This is a genomic window from Paraburkholderia sediminicola, assembly GCF_902859805.1.
Taxonomy (GTDB): Bacteria; Pseudomonadota; Gammaproteobacteria; order Burkholderiales; family Burkholderiaceae; genus Paraburkholderia; species Paraburkholderia sediminicola.
Genome location: NZ_CADIKC010000006.1, coordinates 323,831 through 342,025, shown reverse-complemented (window position 1 = coordinate 342,025; position 18,195 = coordinate 323,831). Strand labels below are relative to the sequence as shown.

Annotated in this window: 15 protein-coding genes; 2 read left to right on the top strand and 13 right to left on the bottom strand. The window is 62.0% G+C overall.

Going from position 1 to position 18,195, the window contains the following annotated elements; genetic code table 11:
• Positions 1-83: 83 nt before the first annotated feature.
• The 6 genes from R8871_RS22455 to R8871_RS22430 all read right to left on the bottom strand — a co-directional run bounded on the left by R8871_RS22455 (position 84) and on the right by R8871_RS22430 (position 6,441).
• Complete coding sequence (locus R8871_RS22455; RefSeq protein ID WP_175052423.1) at positions 84-1,511, bottom strand: aldehyde dehydrogenase family protein; 1,428 nt, start codon at positions 1,509-1,511, stop codon at positions 84-86.
• A gap of 22 nt (positions 1,512-1,533) precedes the next feature.
• On the bottom strand, positions 1,534-2,328 hold the full coding sequence (locus R8871_RS22450) for an ABC transporter permease (RefSeq protein ID WP_175052422.1): 795 nt from the start codon (positions 2,326-2,328) through the stop codon (positions 1,534-1,536).
• Positions 2,325-3,191, bottom strand: a complete 867-nt coding sequence (locus tag R8871_RS22445; RefSeq protein ID WP_246287644.1) for an ABC transporter permease — start codon at positions 3,189-3,191, stop codon at positions 2,325-2,327. Before R8871_RS22445 ends, R8871_RS22450 begins: the two co-directional genes overlap by 4 nt.
• 38 nt (positions 3,192-3,229) lie before the next feature.
• On the bottom strand, positions 3,230-4,567 hold the full coding sequence (locus R8871_RS22440) for an NAD(P)/FAD-dependent oxidoreductase (RefSeq protein ID WP_175052420.1): 1,338 nt from the start codon (positions 4,565-4,567) through the stop codon (positions 3,230-3,232).
• A gap of 4 nt (positions 4,568-4,571) precedes the next feature.
• Positions 4,572-5,285 carry an HAD-IA family hydrolase gene (locus R8871_RS22435; RefSeq protein ID WP_175052419.1) on the bottom strand — a complete coding sequence of 238 codons (714 nt, stop codon included), beginning with the start codon at positions 5,283-5,285 and terminating at the stop codon, positions 4,572-4,574.
• 79 nt (positions 5,286-5,364) lie between these two features.
• Positions 5,365-6,441, bottom strand: a complete 1,077-nt coding sequence (locus R8871_RS22430) for an ABC transporter ATP-binding protein (RefSeq protein WP_175052418.1) — start codon at positions 6,439-6,441, stop codon at positions 5,365-5,367.
• Between the two features lie 101 nt (positions 6,442-6,542).
• Between R8871_RS22430 and R8871_RS22425 the strand changes: the two genes are divergently transcribed.
• Entirely contained in the window at positions 6,543-7,556 is a 1,014-nt protein-coding gene (locus tag R8871_RS22425) for a LysR family transcriptional regulator (RefSeq protein ID WP_175052417.1), read from the top strand.
• 84 nt (positions 7,557-7,640) lie between these two features.
• Here R8871_RS22425 and R8871_RS22420 read toward each other — a convergent pair whose 3' ends face one another.
• Entirely contained in the window at positions 7,641-8,915 is a 1,275-nt protein-coding gene (locus R8871_RS22420) for an MFS transporter (protein WP_175052416.1), read from the bottom strand.
• Between the two features lie 61 nt (positions 8,916-8,976).
• Entirely contained in the window at positions 8,977-10,167 is a 1,191-nt protein-coding gene (locus R8871_RS22415) for a M20 aminoacylase family protein (protein ID WP_175052415.1), read from the bottom strand.
• Between the two features lie 113 nt (positions 10,168-10,280).
• Between R8871_RS22415 and R8871_RS22410 the strand changes: the two genes are divergently transcribed.
• Complete coding sequence (locus tag R8871_RS22410) at positions 10,281-11,231, top strand: LysR family transcriptional regulator (protein WP_175052414.1); 951 nt, start codon at positions 10,281-10,283, stop codon at positions 11,229-11,231.
• A 480-nt stretch (positions 11,232-11,711) separates the two neighbouring features.
• On the opposite strand, the gene R8871_RS22405 is transcribed toward R8871_RS22410, so the two are convergent.
• The 5 genes from R8871_RS22405 to R8871_RS22385 all read right to left on the bottom strand — a co-directional run bounded on the left by R8871_RS22405 (position 11,712) and on the right by R8871_RS22385 (position 17,907).
• Complete coding sequence (locus R8871_RS22405) at positions 11,712-13,250, bottom strand: efflux transporter outer membrane subunit (protein WP_175052413.1); 1,539 nt, start codon at positions 13,248-13,250, stop codon at positions 11,712-11,714.
• Complete coding sequence (locus R8871_RS22400; RefSeq protein WP_175052412.1) at positions 13,247-14,323, bottom strand: HlyD family secretion protein; 1,077 nt, start codon at positions 14,321-14,323, stop codon at positions 13,247-13,249. The genes R8871_RS22405 and R8871_RS22400 overlap by 4 nt, the downstream gene beginning before the upstream one ends.
• A 12-nt stretch (positions 14,324-14,335) precedes the next feature.
• Complete coding sequence (locus R8871_RS22395; RefSeq protein ID WP_175052411.1) at positions 14,336-15,961, bottom strand: MFS transporter; 1,626 nt, start codon at positions 15,959-15,961, stop codon at positions 14,336-14,338.
• A 328-nt stretch (positions 15,962-16,289) separates the two neighbouring features.
• Positions 16,290-16,868: a G/U mismatch-specific DNA glycosylase gene (mug, locus tag R8871_RS22390; protein ID WP_175052553.1), complete on the bottom strand. Its 579-nt coding sequence runs from the start codon at positions 16,866-16,868 to the stop codon at positions 16,290-16,292.
• 31 nt (positions 16,869-16,899) lie between these two features.
• Positions 16,900-17,907, bottom strand: coding sequence for a GlxA family transcriptional regulator (locus tag R8871_RS22385; protein ID WP_175052410.1), 1,008 nt, complete (start codon positions 17,905-17,907; stop codon positions 16,900-16,902).
• Positions 17,908-18,195: the final 288 nt, after the last annotated feature.

Sequence of the window (18,195 nt, the reverse complement as noted above, 5' to 3'; positions counted from 1 at the left end):
GGAATAGTCATGCTGAAGCTCCGCGCTGGCCCGGCAAGCGGCAGAGCCGCTCAATCGTCCTAAGTACAGTAGCCTTAGTCGCCTCAGTCTCCATACCCCACGATGCCCTTCACCTCGAGAAACGCTTCGAGCCCCCACTCGGCGTATTCGCGTCCGTTGCCCGACTGCTTGTAGCCGCCGAAAGGCGAGGCCGCGTCCCACGACGGATAGTTCAGGTACACGCTGCCCGCCCGCAATCTGAACGCCACGCGCCGCGCGCGATCGTGATCGGCGGATTGCACATAGGCCGCGAGACCGAAGGGGCTGTCGTTCGCAATCGCGATTGCGTCTTCTTCGTCGCGATACGGCATGATCGCGAGCACGGGGCCGAAAATTTCTTCGCGCGCGATCGTCATGGACGGATGCACGTTCGCGAACACAGTCGGTTGCACGTAATAGCCGCGTTCCAGACCTTGTGGACGACCGAGGCCACCAGCCACGACTTGCGCGCCCTCGTCGATGCCGATCGCGATCAGCCGTTCCACGCGCTCGAACTGCACGCTGCTGACAACCGGCCCCATCGTCGTGCGCTCGTGGTCTGCAGGGCCGACGCGATGTGCTTCTGCCGCCCGCCGGGCGATCTCCACCGCATCGTCATGACGCGCCTCCGGCACCAGCATGCGCGTCGGCGCATTGCACGACTGGCCGCTGTTGTTGAAGCACGAGTTGACGCCCGCCGTCACGGCGGCTTCAAAGTCGACGTCGTCCAGCAGGATGTTGGCCGATTTGCCACCCAACTCCTGATGCACGCGCTTGACGGTCGGCGCCGCGAGCTTCGCGATCTCGATGCCCGCGCGCGTCGAGCCGGTGAACGACACCATGTCGACATCGAGGTGCGCTGCAAGCGCCGCGCCGACGGTCGGCCCATCGCCGTTCACAAGATTGAAAACCCCCGGCGGCACGCCGGCGGCGTCCAGAATCTCGGCGAACAGCAGCGCGTTGAGCGGGGTGACTTCGCTGGGCTTCAGCACCATCGTGCAGCCGGCCATGATGGCGGGTGCGGCCTTGCAGACGATCTGATTGATCGGCCAGTTCCACGGTGTGATCAGCGCAACGACGCCCACTGGCTCGTGATTGACGAGCGTGGTGCCTTTTTTGCGCTGCCATTCGAACGTTTCGCAGGTACGGATCAATTCGTCGAGATGCCGTCGCCCGATTCCTGCCTGCCACGCATGCGCCATCGCGCGCGGGGCGCCGAGTTCGCGCGAGATCGTGTCGCCCATCTCGTCGTGACGTTCGAGAAAAACCTCGAGAATGCGGCGGATCAGCGTGAGACGCTCTGCAGGCGTGGTCTGCGAGAACGACGTGAACGCGCGTTTTGCGGCAGCAACCGCGCGATCGATATCGGCGGGTGTGCCCATCGCGACTTCGGCGAACGCTTCTTCGGTGCAGGGATCGATCACGGGCAGGCGTACGGTGCCCAACGGCTCGACCCAGGCGCCGTCGATATAGAACTTCAGTGCATTGGTCATGTGAGTGGTGAGTAGAAGGAGTTCAGGCGCGTGCCGCGCCGGAGCGCCGGCTCACCACGACGATCATCACAAGGCACAGCGTCAGCGCGGTAAGCATCGTGCTGATCGCGGCGATGGTCGGATCGATCTCGTCACGCAGCGTGACAAACATGCGGCGCGTCAGCGTCTGGTTCGAGCCGCCCGACACGAAGAGGGCGACCACCGTTTCATCGAGCGCCTGAATGAAGACGAACACAGCGCCCGAGATCACGCTCGCCTTGATTTGCGGCAGCGTCACCGCCATGAAGCTGCGAAAGCGATTCATGCCGAGGCTGCGTGCAACCATCTCCTGAGTGCGGTCGAAGGTGCGAAGGTCGGCGCCGACCGAGATCAGCACATACGGAAGCCCGAGCATCGTATCCGCGAGAATCAGCCCGCCGAGCGTATTCACATAGCCGGCCTGCGAGTACACGAAGAACACGCCCACCGCGACGATGATGATCGGCACCATCAACGGCAGCATCAGCAGCGTGCGCAGGTAGCGCATGATCCAATGCGTGCCGTTCTGGATCGCATAGGCGGCGCACACGCCGAGTGGTGTGGCGAGCAGTGCGGCGCAGGTTGAGGCGATCAGCGTGGTGCGCGCGGCGTCGATCCACGCGGGGTTGTCGAAGAACGAGTGATACCAGCGCAGCGAATAGGCGGGCGGAGGGAAGGTCATGAAGCGCGTGTCGGAGAACGACAGCGGCACGACGATCAGTACCGGCACCATGAGGAACAGCAGGATCAGCACGACCGCCGCGCCTAGGACGATCCGTCCGAACGAGAGCTTTGTCATTTCGCCCCCAGGGTCTTTTCGAGTGACACCACGCGGCTCGCGGCATAGAAAATCGCGAACACGCAGATCAGCAGCACGACGCTCACCGCGCTCGCCGCGCCCCAACTGTTGTAGATCTCGACGTTGCGGCTCACCACCATCGACACCATGATCGACTTGCCACCGCCCATCAACTCGGGCGTGATGTAGAAGCCGAGGCACAGCACGAACACGAGCGTGACGCCTGCGAACACGCCGCTCATCGAAAGCGGCAGGAACACGCGCATGAACACATGCAGCGGCGAGCCGCCCAGACTCGCGCCCGCCTGCGAGAGATTCGGCGGGATTTTCTGCATAGCCGAATAGAGCGGCAGCACCATGAACGGCAGCAGGATATGAACCATCGCGATGATCGTGCCGAACTGGTTATAGGCGAGCTGCACCGGCCGATCGATCAGACCTGAGGCGATCAAGGCCTTGTTGACGAGACCCGTGCGCTGCAGCAACACGAGCCATGCGTAAGTGCGCACGAGCACGCTCGTCCAGAACGGCAGGATGACCATGCCGAGCACAAGCGCGCTCAGCTTCGGTGACACCGAGGCCGCGAAGTAGGCCACCGGATAGCCGAGCACCAGCGTGATGACGGTCACGATGATGCTCAGTTTGAACGTGAGCAGGAAGGTTTCGAGGTAGGCGCCCGAGAACATGCGCCGATAGTTCTCGAGCGTGAAGCCGTCGTGATAGATCGACTGCCACGACAGCCAGGCAAGCGGCACGACGAGCAGCACGACGATCACAAGGAGCGCCGGCGCCATCAGGAGAAGCATCGTGCGATCTTCGCGGCGCTGGTAGCGCGCGGCAGGATCGGACTCGGTGGCCTGCATCAATGAGTGTCCTTGGAGCATCCGTTTGGCGGTCGTCATCATGCACCTACGGCGTCGAGAAACTGATACCACGCGGCGACGAGCCGCACACCCGGCGCACGCAGCGAATGAAACGGCACGGGTCGCAGACCCGGCGCGCCGAGCAGCGAAAGCTCAGGCGTCTCGCCGAGAGCGAGCGCGGCAGCATGCTGTCCGAGCAGGCTGGCCATCGCGACGCCTGCTCCGTTATACCCCAGACAGAAGGTCGTGACATCGTCGCTGCGCCCGACATGCGGCAGCGAATTGAACGTCATGCCGACATAGCCCGACCAGCGATACGCCACCCGCACGTCAGCGAGATCAGGAAAGAGCGCGACCATCGCGCGCTGCAGCCCATCAAAGCCGGTCGTCTGGCCTTCCTTGCCGAATGCGTCGCGGCCGCCGAACAGCATGCGACCGTCCACCTTGCGGAACCACTTCATCATGCGGCGCGTTTCCGTGTAGCTGCGACGCTCGACCATCAGGCGTGCGTCGAGCTCAGCGGGCAGGCGCTCGGTGGCGATCATCGCGCTGCGGAACGGCACGAGTTCGCGCTGATACGGCGAGGTGGCCGGCGTGAGGTCCGAATAGGCATTGGTCGCGACGATCACCTGCTTCGCGCGCACCGTACCGCCTGGTGTGCGTAGCGTCACATGGGTATCGCCGGGCGCGCGGTGCATCTGCAGTACCGGCGTCGATTCGTAGATCGGTACGCCGCGCAGCGTTATGCCGCGCGCGAGTCCGCGCACATATTCGAGCGGCAGGATCGTGCCGGCATCCGCGCTCAGCACACCGCCGACAAAACCCTTCGAACCCGTCTCGTGCTCGACTTCGGCGCGCAATTGCACACTCATCGACGTATCGCCGAGCTTCGCGCGCACCCAGTCGGCTTCGGCGCAGATCGCCGCGAGCGCGCGCTCGGTGTGCGCGCAGCGCAGGCTGCCCGTATGCTCGAAGCGGGCCTGCGTGAGTCCGAACTCGTCGATTAGCGATTCGACCACCCGCACGCCTTCATGCGCGAGCCGGTGCATGCGCTTCGCGGTATCGAAGCCATGCAACTGGTCGATCGTGGGAAACGACAGCCTGAATTTTGACGACACCACGCCGCCATTGCGCCCGCTCGCGCCCCAGCCGACCACGTTCGCGTCGAGTACGGCGCAACCGACACCGCGCCTTTGCAGCGCATAGGCGGCGGCGAGGCCCGAATAGCCCGCGCCGATCACCGCGACTTCGACGTCGAGATCGCGCGTGAGCGGCGCACCGGCGCTAACGGCCGCGCCCGCATCGGGCGATGCGGCAACGAGCGCTTGCCAGAGCGAGTCGGGCAGGGGCGAGGGGCGTGCCGTCGGCGCGAGCATCGGCTTACGCGGCGAGACGTGCTTCGGCTTCGACGGCGTCCGCGAGTTCGGCGAGCGTCGGGAACGTGAACGTCGGCGTCGTGACAGCCTCGGGCACCGGCGTAGCGCCGAAGCCCCGCTTGCCTTTACGGCGCTCGATCCAGCAGGTCGCATAGCCGAGTTCCGTGGCGACGCCGATGTCGTGGTACTGGCTTTGCGCGGTGTGCAGGATCTCGCCGAACTTGTAGCCGAATGCCGCCTGACGGCCGCGGTTGTACGCGAAGAATTGCGGATCGGGCTTGGCGACGCCGGTTTCGTCGCAGCAGACCGTGTCGTCGAACGGATCGCCAAGCGTGTGCGCGTAGGCCGACAGCGCGACGCGGTCCGCATTGGTCATGGCAACCAGGCGGAAGTGTTTGCGCAGACGCTTGAGCGCCGCGACCGAATCCGCGAAGGCGGGCCATTCGAGCACGTCGCGCTGGAAGGCGGCGGCCGATTGCGCGTCGTCGGGCAGACCGAGTTCCTTCGCCAGCGACAGGTAGACGTTCGCCATTTCGTGGCTCGAGCGGCCCGGATGGGTCGCACGGCCGCGCATGTACGGCTCGAAAATCTGGTCGTCGGTCAGGTCCTTCGCGGCCGGCCCGCCGAGGCGCCGCACGGAGGCGAGCACGCCGCGCTCGAAGTCGATGAGTGTGCCGACGACGTCGAACGTCAGGACCTTGAAATCGGTGAGCTTCATGAAATCATCCTTTTGCAATGGGCTGTGAATCGGAAGAGGGAATGCCCGTGTCCGGGCGTGGGCGGTCAAAAAAGTGGAGTCAGGCGGGCACGACGATCGTGTCCTGCGGATCGAGCACGACGCTCATCGGTGCGCCCGGCTCGGGAATGCGCCGGCGCGCGTCGTGGCCGCCGGGCTGTCTGAGGCTGATGGCCGTGCCATCGGCAAGCGTTGCGAACACGCGCAGGCTTTCGCCCTGGTACAGCACCTCGGTGACATGGCACGACAGACGATTCACGTCGTCGCGCCGATCGCCGCCGTCGATGACGAGCTTCTCGGTCTGCACCGCGAGCAGCAGTTTGTCGCCGCGCGGCAGCGGATGCGCGGTGCGCAGAATCGTGTCGCCGAGACGCACGGCATCGTCGCCGGCGCGTGTCACGGCGAGCAGTGTCGCCTCACCGATGAAGCTCGCCACAAACGCGTCGCACGGACGGTCGTAAAGCCGCTCAGGCGTGTCGATCTGCACGAGCCGGCCGTTCTTCAGCACGGCCACGCGATCGCTCATGGTGAGCGCCTCGCGCTGATCGTGCGTCACATAGACGATCGTCGCGCCGAGCTTGCGATGCAGCCGCCGCAGCTCGATCTGCATGGTTTCGCGCAGTTGCTTGTCGAGCGCGGAGAGCGGCTCGTCCATCAGGATCAGTTGCGGCTCGAAGACCATCGCGCGGGCGAGCGCCACGCGCTGGCGCTGGCCGCCGGACAGTTGCCCGATGCCGCGGCTTTCGTAGCCCGAGAGTTCGACCATCGCGAGTGCATCGGCGACTTTCTTTGCCCACGTCGCTTTGGGCTGACGGCGCGCGCGCAGCGGAAACGCCACGTTCTCGCCGACGCTCATATGCGGAAAGAGCGCGTAGTTCTGAAAGACGATGCCGATGTCCCGTTTGTGCGGCGGCGCAAATGTAATGTCGCGCTCGCCGACCCACACGGCGCCTGAACTGGGCTGCACGAAGCCGCCGAGAATGCCGAGCAGGGTGGTCTTGCCTGACCCGGACGGGCCGAGCAGCGAGACGAATTCGCCCGGGGCGATGTCGAGCGACACGTCGTCGAGAGCCACGACCGGGCCATAACGTTTCGCTGCCGATCGGATCGAAACACCTGTTTTCGCTCGTGCGTCCATTGCGTCCTGTCTCGCTGTAGAGGCCTGCGTTAGGGAAAATATAGGCCGCGTCATTATTGGCGGCAATTCCCAAATTGTTGGATAAGGCATAACATCAGGTCATGCCTAACCTTCGCAAAAAACTGCCGAGCGCCAATGCGCTGTTCGTGTTCGAAGCTGCCGCGCGCTGCGGCAACTTCACGCGCGCGGCGCAGGAGTTATATGTGAGTCAGCCCGCGGTGAGCCGCATGCTGGCGCGCATGGAAGACCATCTCGGCGTGCGCCTTTTCGAGCGCGTGCGGGGTGGGATCGAGTTGACCGAGAACGGCAAAATCCTCTACCGGAAGATCTCGGAAGGCTTCAATGGCATAGAAGGCGCAATACGTGAGATCGAGGCGCGTGCGACGGGCGTCGAGTCCGTCACGCTGTCGGTGTCCACCGCGTTTACCACGCACTGGCTGATGCCGCGCATGAGCCGGCTGAATCAGGCGTTTCCGAATGTCGACTTGCGGTTTCAACTGATCTCGGGGCGAATCGGCGGGCCGCTAGTCGACGTCGATCTCGGCATGCGCTTTTTGCGCGAGGACGAGATCGGCGAGAACAGTGTGCTCGTCATGCCGGAGACGTTACTGCCGGTGTGCAACCGGCGCTATCACGAGACGGCCGCGACGCAGACGGGCCGCGAGCACGGCGACACGGTGATCGTGATGGACGACGGCGAGCGCGGCTGGCATGAGCGCTTCGCCACGTTCGCGGCACACGGGCGGCACGTAGCGAGCATGCTGAGTTTCAACGACTACGCGATCGTCGTGCAGGCGGCGCTGTTGGGGCAGGGCGTCGCGCTCGGCTGGCTCAACGTGGTGTCGCATTGGCTTCTCGAGGGCGCGCTGCTGCCGGCCGAGGAGGAGTTGATCGTAACGAACCGGCGCTGCTGTCTGGTGTGGCCGGAGAATCGGCCGTTGCGTCCAGTGGCAGCGGATGTGCGCGACTGGATCATCGAGGAAACGCGTGCCGATGTGCGGGCTGTCGACCGCAATTATCCGAAGCTGGGACTGCGGCGTTTGCTGGCGGAGGCGGGGCTCGTGATCGGGGCGGGCCAGGAGGAGGGGCGAAGGATCAGGGCAGCCACGCCCTGATCGCGCTGCAAAACGTCCGCCACTCGTTTTGCCACTCGTTGTTCCAGCCGGCCCTGGTTTCCAGGGCCGAACTCCCCGGCACAATCAGGCCAGATCGCGTCCACCGGTTTCTTCGAGCATCATCACGGCGCCGAGCGAAATGATGACGCACGCGATCATGTACCAGGCCGGCGCCATAGTATTGCCCGTCACCTTGATGAGCCACGCGACGACCAGTTGCGCCGTGCCGCCGAACACCGACACCGCCACGGCATACGCGCTTGCCAGATAGCCTGCGCGCACGTGTTTCGGGAAGTTTTCCGGCATGAGCGCATACGCAGGCGCCGATCCCATCGTGTAGAAGAACATCAGAAGGACGATCAGGCCGGTGACGACCGGCAGCGTCGGAAACTGGTTCATCAACCAGAACGCGGGGTACAGCAGCGCAATCAGCACAACGCGTCCAAACACGGTCAGCGGTTTTCTACGACCCATGCGGTCCGACAGCGCGCCCCAGATCGGGCACATAAGCAGTGACACGCATGCCGCACCGATCGAGACCAGCATCGACAGCTTGGGCGGCATCTTCAGATACTGGATCGAGTAGGTGGGGATGTAGTACATCAGCACGTAGGTCGCGACCGTCATGCCCATGATCGCAAAGACAGTCAAAAACCATTTGCGCACGAGGGCCGGTTCGAAGCGCGAGCGCTCTGTTTTGACGGGCTCGTCGTCCACGATATGACGGCGCAGATACACGCCCACGGGCATGATCAGCGTGCCCGCCAGAAACGGAACGCGCCATCCCCAGTCGAGCAGTTGCGGACCGGTCAAATGATAGGTGAGCAACGCAGCCATGCCCGAGCCGAGCAGCGCGGCCGCGCCCTGGCTCGCCAGTTGCCAGCTCGCGCGAAAGCCACGCCCTTTTGCCGAACCCGTTTCCAGCAGCGTCGCGGTGGCCGCGCCAAACTCGCCGCCCTGCGCGAAACCTTGCACGAGGCGCGCTACTATGATCAACGCGGGCGCGGCAATGCCGATCGTCTCGTAGGTCGGCGCGAGACCGATTGCTGCGGAGCCGACCGCCATCAGGAAGATCGTCAGCGTGAGCGCGGCCCGGCGCCCGCGCTTATCCGCGTAATGGCCGAGCACGAAGCCGCCGACGGGTCTCGCCACGAAACCGATCGCGAACGCCGACAACGCCAGCAGCGTCGACACGACCGGATCCTGCGACGGAAAGAACAGCTTTGCGATGGTCAGCGCAAAAAAGCTGTAGACCGTGAAATCGAAGAACTCGAGCAGATTGCCGATGACGGCCGCCACGACAATGCGGGTCTGCGAAACCGCGATCGTGCCGGACGACGTAAGAGGCTGGGTTGACATGGTTTAGGTCCTCACCGTAGGTGGTTTTATGATGGTTCTGTCTGCGCTTTCTCTGGTGCGCTTAGACTTTCGACGCAAGAAACCGCTCGACCAGCCGCGTCCAGAATGCGGCGCCGACGGTCAGGTTGTCGTCGTTGAAGTCGTACTTCGCGTTGTGCAGCATGGGCGTGTCCTTGCCATTGCCCACGCGCAGGAAGCAGCCCGGCTTCTTTTGCAGGTAATAGGCGAAGTCCTCGCTGCCCGCGATCGGACCGAAGCCGTCGACCACGCGTTCGTCGCCCACCAGTTCTCGTGCGACCTGTAGCGCGAACTCAGTCTCCTGCGCGCTGTTCACAAGCACCGGGTAGCCCGGCACATAGTCGATATCGACGCTGGCGCCGTGCGCTTGTACATGTGCATTGGCGAGCGCGCGAATGCGGGTTTCGAGCAGCTTGCGCACCTCGGGATCGAACGAACGCACGCTCAGTTGAAGGCGCGCCGTTTCGGGGATCACATTGGGCGCGTGTCCCGCATTGAACGCACCGATCGTGACCACGGCCGGTTGCATCGGATCGATATTGCGCGACACGACAGTTTGCAGCGCCGTCACAAGCCCTGCGCCGATTACGAGCGGATCGGTGGCGAGATGGGGGCGGGCAGCGTGACCGCCGCGGCCGTGGATCGTGATGTCGACGGTATCGCACGCGGCCATGAACGGACCGCTGCGGAACATGAACGTGCCCGCCGGTGCGCCAGGATGGTTGTGCAGGCCGAAGATGGCCTCGCAAGGGAAGCGCTCGAACAAACCGTCGGCGATCATGCGTTGTGCGCCGCTATCCGAGCCGATTTCTTCCGCTGGCTGGAAGACGAGATGGACGGTTCCGTCAAAGCGGCGCGTACGCGCCAGATGCCGCGCTGCACCAAGGACCATCACCGTGTGACCGTCGTGACCGCATGCGTGCATCTTGCCCGGGTGAACGCTGGAATAGGGCAGCCCCGTGGCCTCGGTGATGGGCAGGGCGTCCATATCGGCGCGTACCGCAACGGCTCGCGACCCCGTTCCCGACTTGAGCGATGCAACCATGCCCGTTCCGCCCAGACCGCGCGTGACTTCGTAACCCCAACTTGCGAGCGCTTCGGCGACAAGATCCGATGTCTGGAACTCCTGATAAGCCAGCTCAGGGTGCTGGTGCAAGCGGTGACGGATGCCGCGCAGTTCATCGTTCAGATCGCTGGTGTCGTCGAGCGTGCAAAAGTGCTGGGTATTGGGCATTTGGATTGACGTGCATAGGGAAAGCAAAGCGTCAGTATTTCGCTGCAAAAACGTGCGATCAATGACGTCTTTCAGTCGATAATGTTGACTTGAATGTCAACACTCAAGAAAGCATGTCAAATGACACCGATATCCCTCAAACCGGCGCCCTTAATCCGCGCAGCCTGCGTTATCTGCATGAAATCGCCGTGCATGGTGGCGTGCGGGCGGCGGCGGACGCGCTCGGCATCAATGCGTCGGTGATCAGCCGGCAGGTGACGCAGCTGGAGCGTGCGCACGGTGTGGCGCTGCTCGAGCGGCAGGGCCGGCGCGTGGCGCTCACGGAAATCGGCCTGAATCTCGTCGATCATTTTCGCGAAAGCCGGCGCCGCGATGCGGAGATGCTGGTGCAACTGGAGGACTATCGGGGGCTGCGGCGCGGACGGATCGGCATCGGCTGCGGCGAGGGCTTTGTCGGTAATCTGATGGCGATCGTGCTCGAGCGGTTTAGCGCGCAGTTTCCGGATATCGTCGTCGATCTGCATACGGGCGCAACGTCCGAAATCATCGCGATGGTTCGCAACGATGAGGTCGATCTTGGTCTATGCGCGGGCGGAGCGAGGGATCCGGCGATACGCTCGCGTACGTTTCGCGCCGCGCCGTTCTGCGCGTTCGTGAGCCCGCGGCATCCGTTGGCGGGACTGCAGCGTATCCGCTTCGAGCAGCTTGCCGATGCCCGCCTGATTTTCATGCCGCCGCGTTTCGGCGTTCAGCAGTATGTCGACTCGATTATTCGCGCGGAGCGGCTCAGCCTGACGCCGGCTTACCGGTGCGATATGTTCGCTGCGGCGCAGGCGATCGCGGCGGCCGGTCTTGGCGTCGCGTTTATGTCGACCGATGCCGCGCGGCAATATCTGGATGCCGGCAAACTCGTTGCGCTGGAGATCGATCATCCGATTGCACGCGACTTCAGCAGCCAGGTGATACGTCGGGTTGGCCGGCGTTTATCGCCTGCGGCGGAGTTTTTGTGGAAGCAGTTGGTGGGGGCGATGCAGAGGGGATGGGCGGCGGCTGGGGACGGTTGATGGGTTGAAGGGTTGGGTGGCTTGCAGGACTGGCCCTGCGGATTGCGGTGATAACACCTCTTATCGCGGCAAACCTCGGCGAGGCGTGGTGGAGCAGGGCGCTCGAAGCGGTGTTGGCGCGATTTTGCAACGTGCAGGGCACGGGAATACGCTGGTCGGCCTTCTTTCGCCAACTTGCAAGGACAGCATTGTCACCTACGCGACGACTGAATCACCTGAACTTGAGCGCAGTGGACTCGGACTTTTGTAACTATGCGGTTTTCATCGACATGGAGAGATCGATGATGTTCGTTCTCCTTTCCTGAGCGGCCACTCCGAGTATCAGTCGGTGAAGGCCGGATCAGGGTCGAACTGAGGCGGTCATCGTCCATTTCCGCGCGTTCGATCCTTCGGTGGCAGTCGGCCGGTAAGTTACAACGACTACATGCCACGTCACCGGTTACTACATAAAGCGCTCACCGGTTACCCAACGCGCCTCTGTCAATGAAGACCGTCCTTTCTCGCATACGTTGATTCCCATCCGCCGCCGAGCACCTTGCAAAGCGTGATCAGATTGGCGTCGGCGTCTGCCTTACTTTGCTCAAGCTTGCTCTGCGCGTCGAGCAACTGCTTCTGTACGTTCAGTACGTCAAGAAAGTCGACCGCCCCTGCCTTGTACCGTTGCTGCGCAATGGACAGCGCGCGCTGGTTCAGGCTAACGACCGCCGTCAGGCGATCACGCCGCCGCTGTTCAGCGTCATAAACGACGAGCGCATCGTCTACCTCTCGCCAAGCCTCAAGTACAGTACGTTTGTAGACAATCGCGGCCTCCTGCTGTTGCGCCTCCCGCAAATGAAGGGTTCCCTTGAGGCGTCCGCCTTCGAATATAGGCAGTGTGATCGACGGTCCGACGACAAACTGGCCAGACGCCCAGTCGGCGAGATTCGTGAGCTGAAGACTCTGGAACCCTGCGCTGCCGTTCAGCGAGATGCGTGGATAGAAGTCGGCCTTCGCCATGCCGATCGTCGCCGTGGCCGCGTGTAGTTGATCCTCGGCTTTTCTGATGTCGGGCCTGCGCTCCACCAGCTCCGACGGAACGCCGATGGGTACCTGCTCAGGCAGCGCCGGCACGTCATGCGGCTCGCCGAGCGTTTGCTGTAGCTCGCCTGGTTCCTCGGCCAGTAGTACGCCAATCGCATTGATCGTGGTTTCGCAACGCGATTCGAGCGTCGGGATCAGGCTTTCGATCGACTCCGCCTGTGCCATGGCGTTGGCCACGTCCAGATTCGTGCTGACGCCCTCGCGCACACGGGTTTGTGTGAGCTTCGTGGTGTCGTGGGCGATTTCAAGGTTCAGTTTCGCAATCTGAAGGAGAGCCTGGGTGTCGCGCAACTGAATATAGTCTCGTGCGAGTTCAGCGCGTGCGGACAATAGAATCGCGTTGCGGTCCTCGTAGGAGGCATCGGACATCGCCGTCGCAGCTTCGACACCGCGTCGAGCCCGGCCCCAGATGTCGAGTTCCCACGATGCATCGAAGCCGAATTGGTAGAGGTTGTAAGCCGGTGAGCCTTTGGCGCCCGGCAACGGCGCCACGCCAAGCGGCGTGCCGCCCGAAGCCGACTGCGCCTGATTGCCCGTCGGGGTGACGCCGAGTAACGACAGAATACCGTTCGGACTTCCGCGCTCCCGGTCATAGGATGCGGCGCCATCCAGCGTCGGATATTCGTCGGCACCCGCAATCCGTTGCTCGGCCCGGCTTTGCCGCAGACGTGCCGACGCTGCCGCCACGTCAAGGTTTGCATCGGCCAGCTGCTTTTCCAGTGAATCCAGAATGGGATCGTTGAACAGCGTCCACCATTGCGGACTGAATTCGGATTCGACCGCTTTGCTTGGTGCTTGCGCAGACTGGGTGCGGTTAAACACGTCGGGTGTGCTCGTCTGCGGACGTTCGAAGTTCGGGCCGACAGTACAGCCTGTCATCGCGACGCACGCCAGGATAAACAGCGCTAACTCGCGGAGGGAGAATTCGCTCGCTTTCATTTCTTGTCGACCCCTGCGATCGCCATATCGGCATGCTTGCCGACGGCGACCTCCGTTTCGACAGAGAGCCCCACGCTCAATGCAGAAGCGGCCTCCTGGCCACGGTCGATGGTGATCTTGACCGGCACGCGCTGGACGATCTTCGTGAAGTTGCCCGTTGCGTTGTCGGGCGCGATAGGTGCGAAGCTCACGCCCGTCGCGGGCGAAAGGCTATCGACGTGTCCGTGAATCACCACGCCCGGAAAGCTGTCGACCTTGATGCGCACGCTTTCACCGGATCGCATCCTGGCGAGCTGGTTTTCCTGAAAATTGGCGATGATATAGGCCTCTGACAGCGGGACGATTGCGAGCAGGGGCGCGCCGGGTGTAACGAATGAGCCGACCCGCGCCGAACGTCTTCCCACCTTGCCGTCGATGGGCGCGCGAATCTCCGTATAGGACAGGTTGAGCTTCGCCTGTTCGAGCGCGGCCTCGGCGTGGGCCAACACGCCAGCAGCCTTGTCGCGTTGGGTGCGCAGAACGTCGAGGTTCTGCTCGGTCGCCACGAAAACGGCCTGGTTGCGGGACTGCTGCGCGAGTTGCTCGGCCAGCGCGCTCGTAGCGTGCTGTTGCTCCTGCGTCGTTCCCGCACCGGCTTGCGAGAGGTTCTGGTAGCGCGAGGCGTTCGCTCGCGCAAACTCAAGCGAAGCTGCATCTGACCGAAGCGTGGCACGCGCCTGGTCGACAAGCGCGGGCTGCCGCGCGATCTCGGCATCGTAGTTCGCGACCGACGCGGTTGCTGCCGCCACGTCGGCCTGCGCGCTCATCAATGCGGCGCGGAAGTCACGATCATCGATACGTACCAGTAGTTGTCCGGCTTTCACCTGCTGGTTGTCGTCTACAGGTACCGCTGAAAGCTGGCCAGCAACACGCGGCGCTACCAGCGTGAAATCGGCCGTCACGTAGGCATCATTGGTGGTCTCGCTATTTGAGTCTGCAAACAGCCTGATGCCGGCCCATATGGCGACGCCCAGTATCACCACATACGCGGCAAGACGAATTGTTCTGGGAGGAAATCGGGTAGCGGATGACATATATATCGACGCTTAGTGGGAAGAGGGCGGCGTAGTGCTCCAGGGTGGATAAATACGCACGGGTAACACCGGAATAACCAGAAGAAAGGCGACGGCTATACCTGCCATCACGCGATAGAGATCTGCCGAGGTCAGGACGACGGCCTGCTCGTGGATCCGGTGTGCGAGTTCGCCGAGACCATGAACTGCATCAATGCTTTGGCCTGTAACCAGCGCGTTATTGCCCAGGCGGTCTACAAGCATGCTCGAATGAAAATGCTCGCGCGTAGTACCCAGCCCTTCGATGAAACCGGTTGCCGCGGCGGCAGTAAACGTTTTGACCGTGTTGAACATGGCCGAAGCAAACGGCCCCTCCGTTGGCGGCAAGCCTGTCGTTACGCCCATCAATATCCCCATGATCACCATCGGTTGCGCGAGGATCTGCAACGACTGAAGCCAGTAAAAATTCTCGCGAACCCACTCGGAGGTCATGAAACTCCCCATAAAACACGAGGTGGCCATCAGCGAAAGTCCAACGGCCATAACCCAGCGGTGGTCGACATGCCGGAGGTTCAGGACGGCGGCGGTCGCGGGTAGCGTAATTAACAGGGGAATGGCAAGCAGCAAAGACAGCGGGGTGGTTTGCAGCGGCCTGTAGCCGTGAATTTGTGCGAGATATTGACCGGGTATGGCGGCAACGCCCACCAGCAGCGTCACCGCGCCTACCAGTGTCAGAAGCCCGTGCGCGAAGTTTCTTCGGGAAAGCAGTTGAAGTTTGAAAAACGGCAGCGGATGAAACCACTCGTTGACAAGGAACGCCACCAACAACAGCGCGCCGCCCAAAAACATCGTGGAGATAAACGTAGAATCCAGCCAGTCAAGGCGTTCACCCTGCAGGAAGCCAATGACGAGCATGGCGACAGCGGGATATCCCAGTATGAATCCGCTCCAGTTAAATGAACGGAACCGTTCCAGCCTGGTGGGATCTGCCGGAAGTCCTTGGTAGATTGCGAGGCAGCTCACTAAACCAAGCGGCACGATTTGCCAGAATGCCATTTGCCAACCGACATATTCGGTCCATAAGGCCGCGAGAGGCGCGCCGAGCGCAGGGCCGAAGGTCGCAGTCAGTGCGTAACCGGCAAGTCCGTATAGCTTGATTTTCGGGGGAAGATAACGCAGCGCCACGATGATCAACATCGGAGGCAGACATCCGCCCGCTACGCCCTGGAGTGCCCTCAGCAAATAGAGCGTCTGCAGGTTCGGCGCAAAGGGACAAAGGAATCCAAGGAACATTACGGCCAGCACGGCGCCGATCGTAAATCGCTTCAGCGTGAACGTCATTCCGAACCACGGAGCAAATACCATCGTGGCCACGTTGGTCGCCTCGAAGAGAGCGGTCAGCCAGGTCCCATCGTCACGTCCGATCGAAAACGCGCCACGAATATCGGTCAGCGCCACCGCGGTGACCTGTTCGTTCAAGATTGCCAGCAGCGACGCCAGCAACATTCCGATCAGGCCGATTGCGAGACGGAGTGGCAGCGTGGGTTCTATGGGGGTTTGCTGTGCCGGCGTCTCTGTCTCCCGTACAGAGACCGGCGCCGACGATTCCGCGAGCTTCGGTTCTCCCGTTCCAGCTGGGCTTGGATTGGCGGTGTTCATAAGGGTCCGGCTACTAGTGTTTAATGGGGCATTCCATCGGGAAATCTCGCTGTCACGCCCGGTGCTCGCCAAGACCTAAAATGCTCCGCGAAAAAGCTCAATCCGATGACTTTGTGGTTTTTCCCATAGTCATTCCAATCGACTCGTTACCGTATCGCTGCCGCGCAATGGATTGATCAATTCTAGGAGACGGGTGGGCATTCATAAAGCCGATACAGGTCGCGTATCAGGCCATTCCGTGTGGAAATCTGGCCAAAGCCGTTGTCGCTACGAGGACAACGAGCTCACCCGGAAACGAGTCCTGTCCGTTCGTAGGACAAAACAAATTTCACTGACGTGAAATATCGTGAAGGGCCGAATCAGCCGGCGCGACTGCAAGACGAAGTTCGCGGTAGGCAGCCACCAGCGCGTCGAGGCTGAATGTCCGGTTCAGGCCGCTGGGATTGGGCAACACCCATGCGCGGGCGCCGCCGAATGTTGCCGGTTGCAAGCCCCAGTGAATGTCGGGCCTGCCCAACATGGCGGAAAGCGCCATCTTCCCGAGAAAGGCAACACATTGCGGCGCATAGCGTTCAATCTTCTGCTCGAATTCCGTCGCAGCCGCTTTGAACTCCCATTGCGACAGTTCGTCCGCTCGTGCGGTTGGACGCGAGACCACGGTTGTCAGGCCGCAACCATACTGCAGGAGAGTGCGATCGTCCTCAGGATCAATCTGTTCAGGAGTAAAGCCCGCCAGATGAACGGTCCTCCAGAACCGATTGCCTCGGCCGGCAAAATGGCGGCCGGTCGATGCCGCAAGGACGCCCGGATTTATTCCGCAAAAGACCACCGATAAACCCGGTTCAAGGAGATCAGGAAGACTTTGAAGTGCAGCGGAGCGAGTCACGGACGGTATTGGCCTTTTCATGAAATACATTCAAGCCGCCGAGTGGGCGGCATCAGGCTATCTCAGCGACACGAGGTTGTTCGCTCACCGGTGCTTGCGTGCCTGCCGCACCACGGAATCGCTGGCGATACTGTCTGGGCGTTACGTTAAGCCGCCGGAAGAAAATCGTGCGCATATGCGTCGCGCTGTGAAAACCACAATTGAACGCCACAGTCTTGAGAGGCGCATCGCTCTCCTCGAGCAGCTTCCTCGCGGTGTCAACACGAACCTGTTCAACAAACGCGGACGGCGTCACCTTTGCATACTTCGCAAATAGCCTCGAGAAGGTACGTCGGCTGACTGAAACTGCGCTCGCCAGCTGTTCGATCGATAGCGCATCGGTGATGTGCTCGGTCACGTATCGGAGCACCTTGCCGACGATCGGATCATGGTCCTTCCGCACACCGAGGTAAGGACTGTATTGAGACTGTCCGCCATCCCGCTGGATGTAGACGACCAGACGTTTTGCAACCCGCACCGCAAGCTCGTGCCCCCAGTCCTCCGACACGAGCGATAGACACAGGTCGATGCCTGCCGTCACGCCGGCGGATGTAAACAGGCGTCCGTCACGGATAAAAATCCTGTCGGGCTGCACACGAGCTTGCGGAAACTCGTCAGTGAGACGGTCCGCATCGGCCCAGTGGGTCGTCACATCCTTACCGTCAAGCAGCCCGGCGTGCGCGAGCACGAATGCTCCGTTGCAAACGGAGCCGAAGCGTGCTGCGCCGCGCGCCTGGTCTTGCAGCCATTTCAGAAACTCGCTTCGTGGCGGGGTATCAGGCAACTGCGGCCCTCCTGCTATCAACAGCAGGTCAAATGGCGTGTCGAAATCCGCATAGCCGTGAGGAACTGAGAGTCCCATCCCGTTCGAGCAGGACACGATGCCAGCCTCGTAGCCTACGAGGGAGACCTGATATCGCTGATGCTCAGGCAGAAATGTGTTTGCTTCCGCGAATACGTCCAGGGGGCCGGCAACATCCAGCGCCTGCACACCATCGAATATGACAATGGCGACTTTCATGCCGTGACCCTCATTGATTGTAAGCACGCCGCCGTTGCTACGATTCCGCGCCGTCCTGTGATCGGCATGCCTGCCGACTCGTTACACAAATTTATCCTATGCGCGAGCGAGTTTATAAGCGGAGCGTGGCGAGATAAATGGCCTGTGCTGAAAGTCACTTGTTACATGGTGAATGGGTATGCAACCCAAGCATGCTGGTAAGGATTCGTGCACGAATTCGATCAGCGGCCACGTGGCCCAAATCTGATCCCGATTGGCCAGGCGCGGCGCTATCTACGCATTCCAGTT

What these genes read in the sequence shown, in the direction of transcription:
- R8871_RS22435 (WP_175052419.1), bottom strand. Translation starts at nt 5,285, where the DNA reads ATGAAGCTCACCGATTTCAAGGTCCTGACGTTCGACGTCGTCGGCACA.
- R8871_RS22440 (WP_175052420.1), bottom strand. Translation starts at nt 4,567, where the DNA reads ATGCTCGCGCCGACGGCACGCCCCTCGCCCCTGCCCGACTCGCTCTGG.
- R8871_RS22445 (WP_246287644.1), bottom strand. Translation starts at nt 3,191, where the DNA reads ATGCAGGCCACCGAGTCCGATCCTGCCGCGCGCTACCAGCGCCGCGAA.
- R8871_RS22425 (WP_175052417.1), top strand. Translation starts at nt 6,543, where the DNA reads ATGCCTAACCTTCGCAAAAAACTGCCGAGCGCCAATGCGCTGTTCGTG.
- R8871_RS22420 (WP_175052416.1), bottom strand. Translation starts at nt 8,915, where the DNA reads ATGTCAACCCAGCCTCTTACGTCGTCCGGCACGATCGCGGTTTCGCAG.
- R8871_RS22415 (WP_175052415.1), bottom strand. Translation starts at nt 10,167, where the DNA reads ATGCCCAATACCCAGCACTTTTGCACGCTCGACGACACCAGCGATCTG.
- mug (WP_175052553.1), bottom strand. Translation starts at nt 16,868, where the DNA reads ATGAAAAGGCCAATACCGTCCGTGACTCGCTCCGCTGCACTTCAAAGT.
- R8871_RS22455 (WP_175052423.1), bottom strand. Translation starts at nt 1,511, where the DNA reads ATGACCAATGCACTGAAGTTCTATATCGACGGCGCCTGGGTCGAGCCG.
- R8871_RS22405 (WP_175052413.1), bottom strand. Translation starts at nt 13,250, where the DNA reads ATGAAAGCGAGCGAATTCTCCCTCCGCGAGTTAGCGCTGTTTATCCTG.
- R8871_RS22385 (WP_175052410.1), bottom strand. Translation starts at nt 17,907, where the DNA reads ATGAAAGTCGCCATTGTCATATTCGATGGTGTGCAGGCGCTGGATGTT.
- R8871_RS22400 (WP_175052412.1), bottom strand. Translation starts at nt 14,323, where the DNA reads ATGTCATCCGCTACCCGATTTCCTCCCAGAACAATTCGTCTTGCCGCG.
- R8871_RS22395 (WP_175052411.1), bottom strand. Translation starts at nt 15,961, where the DNA reads ATGAACACCGCCAATCCAAGCCCAGCTGGAACGGGAGAACCGAAGCTC.
- R8871_RS22450 (WP_175052422.1), bottom strand. Translation starts at nt 2,328, where the DNA reads ATGACAAAGCTCTCGTTCGGACGGATCGTCCTAGGCGCGGCGGTCGTG.
- R8871_RS22430 (WP_175052418.1), bottom strand. Translation starts at nt 6,441, where the DNA reads ATGGACGCACGAGCGAAAACAGGTGTTTCGATCCGATCGGCAGCGAAA.
- R8871_RS22410 (WP_175052414.1), top strand. Translation starts at nt 10,281, where the DNA reads ATGTCAAATGACACCGATATCCCTCAAACCGGCGCCCTTAATCCGCGC.